Source organism: Paraburkholderia sp. IMGN_8, assembly GCF_038050405.1.
Lineage (GTDB): Bacteria > Pseudomonadota > Gammaproteobacteria > Burkholderiales > Burkholderiaceae > Paraburkholderia.
Window position 1 is genome coordinate 3,612,458 of sequence record NZ_CP150901.1, and the last position, 14,958, is coordinate 3,627,415.

General features: G+C 60.5%; 14 protein-coding genes and 1 pseudogene. 12 read left to right on the forward strand and 3 right to left on the reverse strand.

Annotation, left to right across the window (positions count from 1 at the left end; genetic code table 11):
- The first annotated feature begins 25 nt into the window (after window positions 1–25).
- The 5 genes from WN982_RS37375 (at window position 26) to WN982_RS37395 (ending at window position 4,784) form a co-directional block, all read left to right on the forward strand.
- Complete coding sequence (locus tag WN982_RS37375) at window positions 26–1,288, forward strand: ABC transporter substrate-binding protein (RefSeq protein ID WP_341316989.1); 1,263 nt, start codon at window positions 26–28, stop codon at window positions 1,286–1,288.
- A 131-nt stretch (window positions 1,289–1,419) separates the two neighbouring features.
- Window positions 1,420–2,289 carry a branched-chain amino acid ABC transporter permease gene (locus WN982_RS37380; RefSeq protein ID WP_341316990.1) on the forward strand — a complete coding sequence of 290 codons (870 nt, stop codon included), beginning with the start codon at window positions 1,420–1,422 and terminating at the stop codon, window positions 2,287–2,289.
- A 74-nt stretch (window positions 2,290–2,363) separates the two neighbouring features.
- Window positions 2,364–3,245, forward strand: coding sequence for a branched-chain amino acid ABC transporter permease (locus WN982_RS37385; RefSeq protein WP_341316991.1), 882 nt, complete (start codon window positions 2,364–2,366; stop codon window positions 3,243–3,245).
- The gene (locus tag WN982_RS37390) at window positions 3,242–3,991 is read left to right on the forward strand and encodes an ABC transporter ATP-binding protein (protein WP_341316992.1); all 750 of its coding nucleotides are present in this window, start codon (window positions 3,242–3,244) and stop codon (window positions 3,989–3,991) included. The genes WN982_RS37385 and WN982_RS37390 overlap by 4 nt, the downstream gene beginning before the upstream one ends.
- A gap of 82 nt (window positions 3,992–4,073) precedes the next feature.
- Complete coding sequence (locus WN982_RS37395; protein ID WP_341316993.1) at window positions 4,074–4,784, forward strand: ABC transporter ATP-binding protein; 711 nt, start codon at window positions 4,074–4,076, stop codon at window positions 4,782–4,784.
- A 137-nt stretch (window positions 4,785–4,921) separates the two neighbouring features.
- Here the strand turns inward: WN982_RS37395 and WN982_RS37400 are convergent.
- Window positions 4,922–5,068, reverse strand: a pseudogene (locus WN982_RS37400) (AraC family transcriptional regulator); the annotation flags it as partial.
- A gap of 197 nt (window positions 5,069–5,265) precedes the next feature.
- On the opposite strand from WN982_RS37400, the gene WN982_RS37405 reads away from it, so the two are divergent.
- The gene (locus tag WN982_RS37405) at window positions 5,266–6,402 is read left to right on the forward strand and encodes a branched-chain amino acid ABC transporter substrate-binding protein (protein WP_341316994.1); all 1,137 of its coding nucleotides are present in this window, start codon (window positions 5,266–5,268) and stop codon (window positions 6,400–6,402) included.
- Window positions 6,403–6,534: 132 nt separating this feature from the next.
- On the opposite strand, the gene WN982_RS37410 is transcribed toward WN982_RS37405, so the two are convergent.
- Complete coding sequence (locus WN982_RS37410) at window positions 6,535–7,011, reverse strand: Lrp/AsnC family transcriptional regulator (RefSeq protein WP_341316995.1); 477 nt, start codon at window positions 7,009–7,011, stop codon at window positions 6,535–6,537.
- Between the two features lie 172 nt (window positions 7,012–7,183).
- On the opposite strand from WN982_RS37410, the gene WN982_RS37415 reads away from it, so the two are divergent.
- Both WN982_RS37415 and WN982_RS37420 read left to right on the forward strand, forming a co-directional pair.
- Window positions 7,184–8,413: a diaminopropionate ammonia-lyase gene (locus tag WN982_RS37415; RefSeq protein ID WP_341316996.1), complete on the forward strand. Its 1,230-nt coding sequence runs from the start codon at window positions 7,184–7,186 to the stop codon at window positions 8,411–8,413.
- A 36-nt stretch (window positions 8,414–8,449) separates the two neighbouring features.
- Window positions 8,450–9,613, forward strand: a complete 1,164-nt coding sequence (locus WN982_RS37420) for a M20 aminoacylase family protein (protein WP_341316997.1) — start codon at window positions 8,450–8,452, stop codon at window positions 9,611–9,613.
- 163 nt (window positions 9,614–9,776) lie between these two features.
- Here the strand turns inward: WN982_RS37420 and WN982_RS37425 are convergent, their stop codons facing one another.
- Window positions 9,777–10,457 carry an FMN-binding negative transcriptional regulator gene (locus tag WN982_RS37425; protein WP_341316998.1) on the reverse strand — a complete coding sequence of 227 codons (681 nt, stop codon included), beginning with the start codon at window positions 10,455–10,457 and terminating at the stop codon, window positions 9,777–9,779.
- A gap of 163 nt (window positions 10,458–10,620) precedes the next feature.
- Here WN982_RS37425 and WN982_RS37430 point away from each other — a divergent pair, with 163 nt between their 5' ends.
- From WN982_RS37430 to glnQ, 4 genes are all read left to right on the forward strand, one after another.
- Window positions 10,621–12,150: a PLP-dependent aminotransferase family protein gene (locus WN982_RS37430; protein WP_341319554.1), complete on the forward strand. Its 1,530-nt coding sequence runs from the start codon at window positions 10,621–10,623 to the stop codon at window positions 12,148–12,150.
- A gap of 246 nt (window positions 12,151–12,396) precedes the next feature.
- Window positions 12,397–13,149, forward strand: coding sequence for a glutamine ABC transporter substrate-binding protein GlnH (gene glnH / locus WN982_RS37435; protein WP_341316999.1), 753 nt, complete (start codon window positions 12,397–12,399; stop codon window positions 13,147–13,149).
- Window positions 13,150–13,213: 64 nt separating this feature from the next.
- Window positions 13,214–13,870, forward strand: a complete 657-nt coding sequence (gene glnP / locus WN982_RS37440) for a glutamine ABC transporter permease GlnP (protein WP_341317000.1) — start codon at window positions 13,214–13,216, stop codon at window positions 13,868–13,870.
- Window positions 13,867–14,595: a glutamine ABC transporter ATP-binding protein GlnQ gene (gene glnQ / locus WN982_RS37445; protein ID WP_341317001.1), complete on the forward strand. Its 729-nt coding sequence runs from the start codon at window positions 13,867–13,869 to the stop codon at window positions 14,593–14,595. The genes glnP and glnQ overlap by 4 nt, the downstream gene beginning before the upstream one ends.
- The last annotated feature ends 363 nt before the right edge of the window (window positions 14,596–14,958 follow it).

A 14,958-nucleotide genomic window follows, 5' to 3' on the forward strand; every position in this document is an offset into this window, starting at 1 on the left:
CGTGAAGAAATCAGGGAGAACCACTATGAAAACTCCGGGTCGTATCCGCGCCGTTAGTCGTCGCACGGTGCTCAAGGGGGCCGCTGCCGCTGCAGCGTTGCAGCTCGCCTCGCCCTTCATCATCAAGGCACGCGGCGAGACACCGCTGCGCATCGGCATGGTCGATCCGTTGACCGGCGTTTATGCTGCAGTTGCACAGAATGAAGTAACGGGCGCGAGGCTCGCCGTGCAACAGGTCAATGCTAACGGCGGCATTCTCGGGCGTCCCATCGAGCTGCTGGTAGAAGACTCGGCGAACGACGTCGGCACCGGCGTGCAGAAGGCACGCAAGCTGATCGATCGTGATCAGGTCACGTTTCTGATCGGGGACGTGAATTCCGGCATCGCCCAGGCAATCGCCCAGGTCTCCAACGAGAAGAAGGTCTTGCACATCGTCTCGGGCGGCCACACCGACACGATCACGGGCAGCGATTGCAAGTGGAACGTATTTCGCGTCTGCAATACGACCAGCATGGAGGCCAACGCGGTCGCCGACCTCCTCTTCACCAAGTACGGCAAGAAGTGGCATTTCATTACGCCGGACTACGCCTTCGGCCATACGCTGCAGAAGGCCGCGCTGGCGGATCTGCAAAAGCTCGGCGGCACGATGACCGGCAACGAGCTCACGCCGCTCGGCACGACCGATTTCTCCGCGTACCTGATCAAGGCGCGCGCGGCCAACCCCGATGTTCTGCTGGTGCTGCCGCAAGGTTCCGACATGGTCAACTGCCTGAAGCAGATCGCGCAGTTCGGCATCGGCAAGCAGATCCACATTGCGGGGCTTCAACAGGAGCTCGAATCGCTCGAGGCGATGCCGCCGGAGGCGCGAGTCGGCATCTGGATGTTCGAGTGGTACTGGAAGCAGCCGGGTGTCCCGGGCGTCGAGAAGTTCGTCGCCGACATCCGCAAGATGAACGGCGGCAAAGTCCCCACTGCACGCCACTGGTTCGGCTACACGTCGGTTCATACGCTCGCTGCGGTCGCCAACAAGGAAAAGAGCCTCGATGCGAAAAAGCTCGCCGAGGCGCTCGGCGGGTTCGAACTCGCGGACGACGTCAAGCTGCAGCCCAACAAGTGTTACTACCGGAAGGGAGACCACCAGCTGATGACTTCGTCGTTCGTCGGCGAGGCGCTGTCCCAGCCGGCGGGCGACCCGGAGGATCTGTTCCGTGTCGAACGCGTGGTCGCTGGCGACAAGACTGCGCCGCCCGAGGCTGCGACCGGCTGCAAGCTGCAGTGGCCGGCTTGATCCCGAAGACGATGTCCGCGCGGTAGTGCCGGCAGCCGTTGCCGTGAACCTGACATGCATGCGTGGCAACACAGCGACCCAGGCTGCCCGACGCGGCTCGTGCATGGGTTGCGTCCGGATATGAGCGGCCAATGACTCAACTACTCCTCTTCAACGTCACCAACGGGCTGATCATCGGTGCGTTTTACGTGCTGATGGCGCTTGGCCTGTCGCTCATTCTCAACTTGAGCAACGTGATCAACTTCGCCCATGGCGGCTTTCTCGTGATCGGCGGTTACATTGCCTATACGATCACGCCGTATGTCGGGTTCTGGGGTGCATTGCTGATCGCGCCGATATGCACGGCCGTCATCGGTCTCGCCGTCGAGCGGGTGCTCATCCGGCGGGTCTACGGGCGCGATCCGCTCTACAGCCTGCTGCTGACGTTCGGCCTCGCCTTCATGATCGAGGACGGCACCCGCTTCATCTGGGGTGCGCAGGGCAAGCCCGTGACCATTCCGCCCGCGCTGGCTCAGCCCTTGAGCAACGAGCTCTTCTTTATCACCGGCTACCGCCTGTTCATGGTCTGCACTGTAACCATCGCGGTTGCACTGCTCTTCATGCTGTTGCGCTACAGCCGGCTTGGCATACGCATCCGGGCCGGCACGCTCGACCTCGAGACTGTCGCGGCGCTCGGCATCAACGTGGGCAGGCTGCGCGCGCTCAATTTCGCCGTCGGCATCTTTCTCGCTGGCCTGAGCGGCGTGCTCGCCGCGGGCCAGCTCGGGCTGGAGCCGACGATGGGAACCGGCCTCCTGATGCCGAGCTTCATCGCCATCATCGTCGGCGGGGTTGGCAGCCTCACCGGTACGTTGCTCGGCGGCTTGCTGATCGGCGTCGCCTCGGGCATCACCGCGGTGTTCCTCCCCGCGGCGAGCGAGGCCATCATGTACGTACTGATGGCTGTGGTTTTGCTGATCCGGCCGCGCGGCCTGCTCGGCGAAGAAGGCATGATGACATGAGCGACTACCTCCACCCTCCCCGGCTGGTCGTCATCGCAGCACTCTGGGCAGTGCTCTTGCTGGCGCCCTATTGGATGCCGCTGCTCGGCGGCTACACCGCGCTCGGCACGCGCGTGCTCGTGCTCGGACTGGCCGCCATGTCGGTGAACTTCCTGCTCGGCTTCACCGGTGTGCTGTCCTTCGGGCACGCGGCATATTTCGGGCTCGGCGCCTATGGCGCCGGCTTCGCGCTGAAGTTTCTAGCGCCGAGCACACCGCTCGCGCTGCTGTGCGGCACGCTGCTCGGCGGCATTGCCGGCACACTGCTGGGCGCACTCATCGCGCGGCGACGCGGCGTCTACTTCGCGATGGTCACCATCGCCTTCGGGCAGGTCTTCTACTACATCGCCTTCCAATGGAGCTCCGTCACCGGTGGCGATGACGGGTTGCGCGGCTTTTCGCGCCAGCCGCTCGATCTCGGCGTGGCCCGGATCGACATCCTGTCGAACGCCAGCGCGTTCTACTACTTCGTGCTGTTTTGCCTTGCGCTGGCGATCGGTTTGATGGGCTTCATCCTGCGCTCCCCGTTCGGGCGCACCATGATCGCAATCCGCGAAAATGAGCGGCGTGCGCGCTTTCTCGGCGTTCCCGTCGATCGGCACATCTGGATCGCCTTCACGCTGTCCTGCTTCTTCATGGGGTTCGCAGGCGCGCTCTACGCACTGCTGAACAACTTCGCCGATCCACGCGGGCTGCACTACAGCCAGTCCGGCGATTTCGTAATGATGGCGGTGATGGGCGGCATGCGCAGTCTGTGGGGGCCGCTGCTCGGCGCCGCGGTATTCGTCGTGCTGCAGGATTATCTTTCGAGCATCACGGTCAATTGGATGTCGTTCGTCGGCCTGCTGTTCGTCGCGATCGTGCTGTTTTTCCCGCGCGGGCTGCTCGGCTTCATCCAGCGCAGGAGCGACTCGTGAGCGTGCTCGAAGTCAGACGCGTCAGCAAACGCTTCGGCAGCCTGGCCGCGGTGCGCGACGTATCGCTCACCGTCGAAAAGGGCGAGCTGCGCGCAGTCATCGGGCCGAACGGCGCAGGCAAAACCACCTTTTTCAATCTCATCAGCGGCTTTTTCCCGCCGAGCATGGGAACGATCGTGTTCGACGGAGTCGACATCACGGCGCTTCCTGCGTATCGGCGCGTCGCGGCCGGCATCGCCCGCACGTTCCAGATCACCGAGATTTTTCCCGAACTGACGGTATTCGAGAACGTGCGCATCAGTACGGAGGTGACGGAGGGTTTTCGCCTGCGCCCGTGGATCAGCAGCAACGAGCGGACGCGGGTTCGTCGTCACGTCGAGGAGACGCTCGAGCTCACGGGTCTTGCCGGCAAATCGCACCGGCTGGTCGGCGAGCTGCCGCACGGCGACCAGCGGGTTGCCGAGATCGCGATGGCGCTGGCGCTAAAGCCGCGCCTGCTGCTGCTCGACGAGCCCACCGCCGGCATGGGCGATCAGGAGACTCACGAGATTACGCAGCTCGTGCGCCACCTGCACAGCGAGGGCAATTTCACCATCGTGCTGATCGAGCACGACATGCGCGTGGTCTTCCATCTGGCTGATCGAATCACGGTGCTCGACCAGGGCAGCCTCCTCGCCGAAGGCTCGCCAGAGGAGATCGCCTCCAACGAGGCCGTACAGGCCGCCTATCTGGGTAACGCAACATGAGCGCCGCGCCGGACCGCTCCAGGCAAGCTCGCACTCCCTCGGGGGGCAGCGAGGACACGAAGTGCCGAGCGTGGGGGCTCAAATGAGCGCCGCACTCACCGCCGAAGGGCTGCATACCTACTACGGCAAGAGCCATATCCTGCATGGCGTGAGCCTGGAGGTTGCGGAGGGCCGGATCACGGCATTGCTCGGTCGCAATGGAGCCGGCAAGACCACGACCTTGCGTACCCTCGTAGGTTTGACGCCCGCGCGCCAGGGGCGCGTGACGATCTTCGGGGTGGACACCACGCGTTGGCCGACCTTCCAGATCGCCGCGAGCGGCGTCGGCTACGTGCCCGAGGGGCGAAGAATCTTCGCCAATCTCAGTGTCGAGGAAAATCTGAAGGTCCCACTGGGGCGCGGCGGACCGTGGACGATCGCGCGGATCTACGAGCTGTTTCCACGCCTGGCCGAGCGCAAGTTCAGCCGCGGGCGCCTGCTCTCCGGCGGCGAACAGGAGATGCTATCGATTGCCCGCGCACTCCTGCTCAATCCCCGGCTGCTCATTCTCGATGAGCCATCGCAAGGCTTGGCCCCGCTGATCGTTCGGGAGGTGTTTCGAGTCGTGTCGCAGATGCGCGATGAGGGGATTTCGGTACTGCTGGTGGAGCAGAACGCGCGCATGGGTCTCGAGATCGCCGACTATGCTTACGTGCTAGACGATGGCGGCATCGTCTATTCGGGAAATGCGCACGAGCTTGCCGCCGATGAAAGCCGGGTACGAGCCCTAACCGGCGCCAGTGCGGAGCAATGAATTTCCTCGTAGCCGGCTTACCCTTCCCGGCAGCACCGCGGCAGAGTCTGCTCGTTGTAGAGATGCAATAGGCACCGTCCCCTGGATCCGCTCGCTCCGGATACCGATTCAGAACTGAAAGCTTCACGACGCGTACGTCAAGGGCGTCGCGATTCCATCTGCTCCCGCGCATAACGCGTCGGCGGCAGTCCGACATGGCGGGTGAATGCGACGCTGCACGCGCTTGCGGAGCTTTAGCCGACGCGTTGCGCAATGTCAGCGACGCCACCTTCCAGGCAACGCAAGGCAGGTGTCATCGCGGACGTCAAAAATCTCTCACTTTCCCGCATCAGAACGATCAGAAATTGCACCGCAGTGCAACCGGCGGATTTTGGCTATCGCAGCGCTCTTTTACGATCGTTATAGCCTGACGCGATCAAAAAGACCGTGGAAAGGCCTGACTTTCCCTAAACCGTCTACGTAACCTGGCGAGCGCCCGAGCATGCAAAATCTAAAATTCATTCCCCTCCTCCTGACGATGGTGTTCGCGGCGCAGCCGCTTTTGGCAGAAGCAGACGTCACGGTCGAGATCGGCCAGGTATCACCCTTGACTGGTGAACTGGCCCACATAGGCAAGGACGATGAAAACGGCGTCCGGCTCGCAATCGAGGATCTCAACGCGAAGAAACTCCATATCGGAGGACAGCCGGTCACGTTCGCACTGGATTCGCAGGACGATGCCGCCGACCCGAAGACCGCTGTGACTGTTGCGCAAAAGCTGGTCGATGATCATGTTGCGGGAGTGGTCGGCCACGCCAACTCCGGCACATCGATCCCCGCTTCGAAGATCTATTCGGATGCCGGCATACCGATGATCACCGAGTCCGCAACCAACCCCAAGCTCACGGCGCAAGGCTATAAAAACGTCTTCCGTATGGTTGCTAACGACGTGCGGCAAGGAACGGTCATCGGCACATATCTTGTGAAGGAGCTGAAGGCGACGAAGATCGCGATCGTTGACGATCGAACCGCCTATGGACAGGGACTGGCCGACGAGGTCGAAAAGGCAGTCAAGGCTTCGGGGGGCACCGTTGTAGATCGTGAATACGGTACCGACAAAACCACTAACTGGATGGCAGTCCTCACGACCATCAAGAGCCACGTTCCCGATGGAATCGTCTTCACAGGCGGAGATACGCAAGCTGCAGCGTTTGCCCAGCAGGCCCAGAAGCTTGGACTGAAGGCAAAACTGATCGCGGGCGACGAAGCGTGTACGCCGCAATTCATCAAGCTCGCGGGAGCCGCGATGAACAGCGGCACGTACTGCACGCTGGCGGGCGTACCGCCGTCGAAGATGCCGCAGGGAGACGCCTTCTTCAAGCGCTTCCAGCAGCGGTTTGGCGTGCCCGTGCAGCTCTACGCGCCGTATGCGTACGACGCCGTGATGGCGATGGCCGGTGCGATGCAGGCGGCCGACTCGGTCGACCCGAAAGTCTATCTGCCCAAGCTCCAGAACCTGACGCTGGACGGTGTGACAGGACCGATCAAGTTCGACGAAAATGGCGACGTCCGCAACGGCGCGATTACTGTCCGGCAGTTCGGCCAGGGCGATTGGCACGACAAGAGCGTCGTCAGATAAGCCATTTTCGTCGCTATGGATAATCGAGAGCCATCGCGAAATCGTCGAGGGCATCGTCGGCCGCGTCCCGGCGGCGATGCAACAGATGCGTTGCGTTCGGCGTGCACGGGTCCCCGGATCAGACGACGTACTTCACTCGTCGACGTCCACCGGTACGCCCAGCCCGACTTTCACCCGACTCATGCTGACGAGCGTCTTGAAGCGCTTGACGTTGTTATTGGAAAAGAAAAGCTGCCGGGTCAGGTCGTTGTATTGCTCCATGTCCCGCACCGTGAGGATAAGTACGAAATCCCATTCACCCGCGACGTAGTAGCACTGCTGGATCTGCGGGCATTGTTCAAAGGTCCGCTTCATTGAATCGAGCAGATCGATTTGTTCACTCTCGACTTCCACCATGGAAACGATAGTAAGAGGACACCCCACCTTTTCCGGCGAGACGATGGCCGCATACCGATCAATCACTCCGTCTTCGGCCAGGCGGCGCAAACGGCGGTTCACGGCGGCAGTAGAGAGGTTGACCCGGGCGCCAAGTTCATTTTGAGGGAGTTGAGCGTCCCGCTGGACCTCGGCTAGCAGCTTGCGATCGAATACGTCGAGTGTGGTAGCCATGGTGTGGAATTCCGGTACAAAAATGAGAAATTATTGCGTCTCACTTGGAGATTTAGCGATTAATTTGACCGCGTCAAGCAATATTATTTTGTGATTGGCCGGCGTGTCGATTTCCCGCGTGCCGGGAATCCGACGGTCGTGCCGGACACTTATTCCATGGAGCCGCACAGCAATGCTGATCACCAACAAGCGCGCGTCGCACGCTGACTATCCCAACGAACTGAAGACAATTCTGAGTGTTGAGTCCGCTGAACAGAGCCGTGCATGGCTTTCGAACTGGAATCTTCTCAGCTCGTGCGCTACGCCTCTATGGGATCTACCCGATGCGGCAGCCCGACTTGGCGTGACGCGTCTGAGCATCAAGGACGAATCCGTCCGGTCACCACTCGGCAGCTTCAAGGCCTTGGGCGCGCCGATCGCACTGGTACGCCTGGTTCTGCGTTTGTGGCCCGGGCACGATCTCGATCCCGAGGGCTTGATCCAGGGACGGTACAAGGAAATGCTCACGAACCTGGTCGTGATCAGTGCGACCGACGGCAACCATGGCAAGGCTTTGGCCGCTGCGGCACAAACGCTCGGATGCAATTGCGTGATTGTCCTGCATGCCAACGTGAGCGTTGAGCGTGAGCAGGCCATCGCTGCGTATGGCGCACGAATCATTCGCATTAGTGGCAACTACGACGAATCGGTGGAAGAAGCCGCGCGCCTCGCAAAAGAAAACGGCTGGCACGTGGTCTCCGACACGTCGTATGAAGGGTATGAAGCCATTCCTCGCGACGTCATGCAGGGCTACGGTGCGATCGCAGCCGAGATTGTCGAGCAGTCCGAAAGTCATGCAAGCGAATGCGCCTTCACGCACGTATTTCTGCAAGGCGGTGTCGGCGGCCTTGCTGCCGGGGTTGCCAGTTATCTCTGGGAGATTCATGGCAGCAAACGTCCGCGATTCGTAGTCGTTGAGCCGCAACAAGCGGACTGCCTGTATCAAAGTGCGCTTGAAGGTCGAGCCGCGAAAGCGACCGGCTCCGTCGATTCAGTCATGGCGGGCCTTGCGTGCGGCGAAACTTCACCTCTCGCGTGGAAGATCCTCGAGCTGTGCGTGGACGATTTCATGACGATCAGCGATGAAGACGCGATCGGGGCGATGCGCAGGCTCGCGGCAGGAACCGGCGCAGACATTCCGCTGGTAGTCGGCGAATCTGGTGCCGCGGGCTACGCCGGCCTCGAAGTATTGATGCGAGATTCACAGCTGGCGCGGGCCGCCGGCCTGAACGGTAATTCACGTGTTCTGGTGATCAGCACAGAGGGAGCGACGGCACCAGCGGTCTATAGCGAATGCGTGGGCGAAACGGCCGACTCAGTTCTTTCACGTCAGGCTCATTGGCTGGGCGCCGCGGTTCGATAAAACAACCTGAATCGACATCGAAAAGGAATACGCGTTATGGAAAGCTCCTTGCAATCGCAGTTGAAGAGTTGGCGTCAGCACCTCCATCAGAACCCGGAAACCGGTTTTGAGGAAGTCGCTACTTCCGACTACGTCGCGAGCGCGTTGAAGGCACTCGGCCTTGACGTGCATCGCGGAATTGGTAGGACGGGCCTGGTCGCCAATCTCACGGTCGGCAATGGCCACGGCGTTATTGGCCTGCGCGCCGACATGGATGCACTGAATATCGCGGAGAACGCACCGGGCCGCCTGCATGCCTCGCGAACGCAAGGCAAGATGCACGCCTGCGGACACGATGGACATATGTCGATGATTCTCGGCGCGGCGCGCCTGCTTGCCGAGAGAAAGGACTTCAACGGAACCGTGCGGTTCATTTTTCAACCGGCCGAAGAACATGGCCGCGGCGCGAAGGCGATGATGAAAGACGGGCTCTTCGAACGATACCCTGTCGACGCGATCTTTGGCGCGCACAACATGCCCGGCATGCCCGCCGGCACATTCGCCACACGCGCCGGCGGCATCATGGCTAGCGAAGACAATTTCGTCATTCGCATCTTGGCCCGTGGCACACATGCAGCCAGGCCGCACATGGGCGTCGATCCCATCGTGATCGCCTCACAAATCGTGCTGGCATTGCAGACAATCGTGTCCCGCAATCTCGATCCGAGCCTGCAGGCGGTGATCTCCTGCACGGAATTCATTACGGACGGTATCCGCAACGTCATCCCGTCGAACGTGACGATCAAGGGTGATACGCGCAGCTACACATCTGAGGTCCAGGCGATGCTGGCAACCCGCATGCGCGAAATCAGCGAAGGCATCTGCCATACGCACGGGGCCGAATGCACGTTCGAATACACGCACGAATTCGCGCCTACCGTGAATTCACCGGAATATGTGGACCTTGCCGTTTCGGCCGCGCGCAATATCGCAGGCGCAGATAAGGTCGATGCCAGCGTGCAGCCCATGATGATCTCCGAGGATTTCGGCGCGTTCCTTCAGGCGGTGCCAGGCAACTTTATTTTCATTGGCAACGGAGATTCAGGGAAGGAAGGGGGTATCCCGCTCCACAACGCCACGTACGATTTCAACGACGAGATCTTGCTCACCGGCGCGCGGTACTTTGCTGAAATAGCGCGACTTGCACTTCCGGCTGCTTGAGCAGCGCATCCCCTTCTCGTCGCCCGGAGGCCGGCGCTGCCGTACAAGCAATCCGGCCTCTACCCCCAAGATCCGTTTCCGACAGACCGGCATTGACGGCTTTCCCGAGCACGACGAGTTCGACGACTTGCAAAATCGCATTGTCCGCAGGCGAAGTTGCTGGTCACGTTTTTTCGCGAGCGTCACGTGGTGTAATCGCCGCCTCTACGGTGCCTTTTGTCGCGGCGTACTCAAGCATAGCGCCACCGATCACGTTTTCTCCTTGTTCGTTGAGGGCAGATCCGGCCCCTCGTATATCCCGCACCTCCTTGTTCTGGCTGAGCTTGATCTTCCCGTCCAGCCGGGTGATTTCGATCTCGACCCCGACGATCGCCTTGAGCAACGTATCGATGTAGTCGCTGGCGCTGTCCGTCATCTTCCACGGATGGGGTTGGGACGCTTCATGGGTACGCGTGAGGCGGGCGACCAGCCCTCGAACGTAGCGCTCGTCATCGCGGATGGTCACCTGGCCGTAGGCGTGGACCACCCTGTAGTTCCATGTCGGCACCTGCTTGTGAAACTCGAGCTTGCTCGGATACCAGTTGGGCGAGATGTAGGCGTCGCCAGCGCGAAACACGACCAGCACGTCGTCCCCGTTGGCAACGTCCTGCCAGACCGGATTTGCGCGGGCCACGTGGGCATGAAGGACGCCACATGCGCCTTCGTCGGCTTTCAGTTCAAACGGGATGTGATTGGCGTCCAGACCGCTCTTGCCATGCGTGAACAAAATGCCAAGCGGATTCTCGGCGATCAGTGTGTGCAGCACCTCAGTGCGCGATTCATCAAAATGGGTTGGTACGTACATATAGGCTCCGTGCTGAGTGCAGCGATGCGCTAGCCCTCATTTCAGGCAACGCCGGTGCGGCAGGCCTGCGCATTGCAGGGCTCCATGTCTGTAAAGAATTGTGGCGGCAAACTGGTTTATGTTGTAGAACCAGTTTGGATCATTTTCTTTGGACCAGAAAGCCATGGCTCGAAAACCGAAAACGGTGGAGGTTCCGTCGATCGGCATGCTGGATCGAGCGGCAGGTCATTTGGGGCGTCAGCTCGCGCAGGCGCTGCGCGATGCCGTCCGCCGTGGCGACCTCAAACCCGGCGAGGTGCTTCCATCCACGCGCACGCTAGCTGCGTCGTTGCATGTTGCTCGTGGAACCGTCATCGAGGCATTCGAGCAACTGATCGCCGAGGGTTTTCTACAATCGCATCCTGGCGCTGACACACGCGTGGCGCAGTCGCTGACGCCTCCCGCCGATGCCCGCGGGCGTTCCTCATCCGTTGAAACAGCCCCTCTTCCAGAACGCGCCCGCTTGTTTGCACAGGTTGCACGTCAGTTTGCCGCAGTACCGCAGGCGCCCTTCGCTGTTTCGGTGCCGGTGGGACCTGCCGCTCCGGACGATGTCTGGCGCCGGCTCGGCAACCGGCTGCGCGCCCGCGGACCCGGCGCGCCGGCGGGGTATGGCGACCCACAAGGGGCGCGGGCGCTGCGCGAAGCAGTGGCCGATTACGTCAGGAAATCGCGCTCAGTCCGCTGCGAGGCTGAGCAGGTGATCATCACAAGCGGCACACAGCAGGGCCTTTACCTTTCATGCCAGGTGCTGCTCGATGCCGACGCATCGGCATGGGTGGAGGACCCGGCGTACAGAGGCATTACTGCAATTCTCGAAAGCACCGGTCGCCCGGAGCGCATGATCCGGGTGCCTGTCGACGCCGAGGGCCTCAACGTCGATGCGGGTATGAAGCTGGGCCCGCATGCACGGGCCGCATTCGTCACATCGTCGCACCAGTATCCGCTGGGAATGCCATTGAGCATGGCAAGGCGTAACGCGCTGTTGGCGTGGGCCCGCTCAAACAACGCCTGGGTGGTCGAGGACGACTACGACAGCGAGCTGCGTTATGCGGGACATCCGTTTCCTTCGCTCCAGGGGCTCGACCCTGACCGGGTGGTCTATCTCGGCACCTTTAGCAAAATCCTGTTTCCGTCATTGCGGCTCGGCTATGCCGTTGTTCCGGAAAACCTCGTGGAGGCATTCTGCGGCGCGCGCGTGCTCATGGATCGCAATCCTCCAAACGCGGATCAGCACGTGCTAGCGGCCTTCATCGAGGAAGGTCACCTGGACCGCCATATCAGGCGTATTCGTGGCGTCTATGCGGACCGCCGCGCACGCATCATCGAGACGCTCGAGCGACTGTTGCCGAAAGAGGTCGCCTGGTTGCAGCCGAGTGACCAGGGAATGCACCTCGTGCTCTGGCTTGGAGGAGGCGTCGACGACAGGTCGGTGGCGTCGCTAGCGGCCGAAAGCGGGGTTGCCGTACGAGCGGTGTCCCCAATGTATTCCGCTGGAAAAGGTCCAATGGGTTTGATACTAGGCCTCGGAGGTTTCAGCGACGACGAAATTGAAACTGCCACCCATCGGCTCGCCACGAGTATTGCGGCTGTGGCAAAAGCGGCTCGCTGCGATGGTGCGAATCCGCCGGGAAAAAGGGCGGGTGCGCGGTAATTGGGTCCTGACGACAGCTCTAACGCGATGCCCCGGATTGGCCCACAAAGAAACATATGTTGTCACGTCATGGTTTTCATCAACAAAAATACCTGTTGCCAAATATTTTGTTGTCGTAATATCCGCCTTGACAACACATGTTGCCGATTTGACGGATCACACATCGCATGTTGTGAAACCGCCCGGTATCCGTCAGCCATCCCTTGACACTATCAGGGGCATTGCCAATCACTGCGGAGAGAAATTATGGGACGTCGCTCCTTCCTCTTGTCTATGGTTGCTGTCGCCATGCTCGGCACAACCCTCGCTCACGCCGACGACAAGGAACTCATCGTCGGAACCGACACCTCGTTCATGCCCTTCGAATTCAAGCAGGGTGACAAGTACGTCGGCTTTGATCTCGACCTGTGGGCGGAAATCGCGAAAGACCAAGGCTGGAAATACAAGATTCAGCCGATGGACTTTAGCGGCCTGATTCCGGCCCTGCAGACACAGAACATCGACGTCGCGCTTTCGGGCATGACCATCAAGGAAGAGCGCAAGAAGGCTATCGACTTTTCCGCCCCGTATTACGACAGCGGGCTCGCTGCGATGGTGCAAACCGATAACACCAGCATCAAGTCCATCGACGACCTGAACGGTAAAGTCATCGCGGCCAAAACCGGCACGGCCACCATCGATTGGATCAAGGCGCACCTGAAGCCCAAGGAAATCCGCCAGTTCCCGAACATCGACCAGGCCTATCTTGCTCTGGAGGCGGGCCGGGTGGACGCCGCCATGCACGACACGCCGAACGTGCTCTATTTCATCAGTACCGCCGGCAAAGGTCAGGTCAAGGTCGCCGGCACGCCAGTCAGCGGTGACAAATACGGCATCGGTTTCCCGAAGGGAAGCCCGCTGGTAGCGAAGGTCAACGAGGAGCTGGTCAAGATAAAGGCCGATGGCCGCTACGCGACGCTGTACAAGAAGTGGTTCGGTTCCGAACCGCCCAAGTCGTAATCGTCACGAGCAGGAAGCGCAGCGAGTTCCGCTGCGCTAGCGACGAATCAACCAGGAGCGGTTTGTGGAATTCGATTGGTCAGTTATCCGGACTGCACTTCCAGACTTGATGGCCGGCGTGAAATTAACGGTGTTCATTGCATTTGTGGGACTTGTCGGAGGGTTCGTCGTCGGCGTCATAGCCGGCATGTGCCGCGCGTACGGCCCCCTCGCGCTGAACGTCCTTGCGCAGGTCTACATTGAACTCATTCGTGGCACGCCGATTGTCGTTCAGGTGATGTTTCTTTACTTCGCCCTGCCACTGCTTGCACACCTCAGAATCGACGGGCTCACTGCCGCCATCATCGCCATCACGGTGAACTCGGGCGCCTACCTCGCAGAGGTCGTACGGGGTGCATTGCTGTCCATTCCCAAGGGCTTAATGGAAGCCGGTCTTGCAATGGGATTGTCGATGCCGCGCGTACTGTTGAAAATCGTCGGGCCGCTGGCCTTCCGCCGACTGATCCCGCCATTGGGCAATCAGTGCATCGTAAGCCTGAAGGATACGTCGCTGTTCATCGTCATCGGCGTAGGAGAACTGACACGCAAGGGCCAGGAAATCATCGCCGGGAATTTCCGTGCGGTTGAAATCTGGTCTGTCGTCGCGGTGATTTACCTGGTCCTCACCGGTGTGATGACGCTGTCGCTGCGTCTGGTTGAAAAAAGGATGCGCATACTATGAGCATGGTCGAATTCCAAAGCGTCTCGAAGAGCTTCGGCCACGTGCCCGTACTCAAAGACATCAATCTTCGTATCGAGAACGGAGAGGTTGTAGTGATCGTCGGTCCCTCGGGTTCGGGCAAGTCAACGATGCTTCGATGCATCAACGCGCTCGAAAAGATTAGCGGCGGCGAATTGCTGGTCGATGGGTTGAGCGTCAAAGGAAGTGCATCGGACATACGCACCATCCGCCTCGAAGCCGGCATGGTCTTCCAGCAGTTCAACCTGTTTCCACAGATGACTGCGCTCGAGAACGTCATGTTCGGCCCCATTCAGGTACGCGGCGCGTCGCGCACCGAAGCTCGTGACCAGGCCATGGCGCTACTTGACAAGGTCGGTCTCGAAGCGCGGGCAAATCACTATCCGTCGGAGCTGTCTGGCGGACAGCAGCAGCGCGTTGCCATTGCCCGAGCACTGGCTATCAAGCCGAAGCTGATGCTGTTCGATGAGCCGACATCCGCGCTCGACCCCGAGCTTCGTCACGAAGTTCTCAAGGTCATGCAGGACCTCGCAATGGAAGGCATGACGATGATCGTCGTGACGCATGAGATCGGATTCGCGAAACGGGTTGGCACGCGGCTGCTGTTCATGGATCAGGGCGGTATTGCGGAGGATGGCGAGCCGGGGGTACTGATTGATAACCCGCCTACGCAACGGTTGAAGGACTTTTTGAGGCATGTGTCCTAGTTGAGGCCGTGCTTTGGATGCGGGCTTTGACCCCTCCTTTATTTTCGCCTCGGCATATCACGGCAGACATGGCCTCGGTGCAGGGAAGGGGCGGTCGCTCATGGAGGCCTGCATAGCGCAATGCAGCGCGTGGGGTGCGGTCAGCAATGAGAGCTTCGGTTCAGGCAATCCGTTGCTCAAGGGAAATCGCTTGACGCCGGTCGTGAATGATGCGGCGAAGAATGGCGACGGCGGATTACTCATCGCACTCAGCGTCACTGCTCTGCCTCCCTAGCATCGGCCTCGTGGAGCTTACTTGTGGCTCGTCTCCGGGATTGTCGTGGTCGTATGTGCAGCGGGTATTGTCGGTGGCGGTTTTGGGGT

Excerpts from the sequence above, each read along its gene's own strand:
- WN982_RS37410 (WP_341316995.1), bottom strand. The coding sequence starts at position 7,011 with ATGGCTACCACACTCGACGTATTCGATCGCAAGCTGCTAGCCGAGGTC.
- WN982_RS37395 (WP_341316993.1), top strand. The coding sequence starts at position 4,074 with ATGAGCGCCGCACTCACCGCCGAAGGGCTGCATACCTACTACGGCAAG.
- WN982_RS37380 (WP_341316990.1), top strand. The coding sequence starts at position 1,420 with ATGACTCAACTACTCCTCTTCAACGTCACCAACGGGCTGATCATCGGT.
- WN982_RS37385 (WP_341316991.1), top strand. The coding sequence starts at position 2,364 with ATGCCGCTGCTCGGCGGCTACACCGCGCTCGGCACGCGCGTGCTCGTG.
- WN982_RS37405 (WP_341316994.1), top strand. The coding sequence starts at position 5,266 with ATGCAAAATCTAAAATTCATTCCCCTCCTCCTGACGATGGTGTTCGCG.
- WN982_RS37415 (WP_341316996.1), top strand. The coding sequence starts at position 7,184 with ATGCTGATCACCAACAAGCGCGCGTCGCACGCTGACTATCCCAACGAA.
- WN982_RS37425 (WP_341316998.1), bottom strand. The coding sequence starts at position 10,457 with ATGTACGTACCAACCCATTTTGATGAATCGCGCACTGAGGTGCTGCAC.
- WN982_RS37430 (WP_341319554.1), top strand. The coding sequence starts at position 10,621 with ATGGCTCGAAAACCGAAAACGGTGGAGGTTCCGTCGATCGGCATGCTG.
- WN982_RS37375 (WP_341316989.1), top strand. The coding sequence starts at position 26 with ATGAAAACTCCGGGTCGTATCCGCGCCGTTAGTCGTCGCACGGTGCTC.
- glnQ (WP_341317001.1), top strand. The coding sequence starts at position 13,867 with ATGAGCATGGTCGAATTCCAAAGCGTCTCGAAGAGCTTCGGCCACGTG.
- glnH (WP_341316999.1), top strand. The coding sequence starts at position 12,397 with ATGGGACGTCGCTCCTTCCTCTTGTCTATGGTTGCTGTCGCCATGCTC.
- WN982_RS37420 (WP_341316997.1), top strand. The coding sequence starts at position 8,450 with ATGGAAAGCTCCTTGCAATCGCAGTTGAAGAGTTGGCGTCAGCACCTC.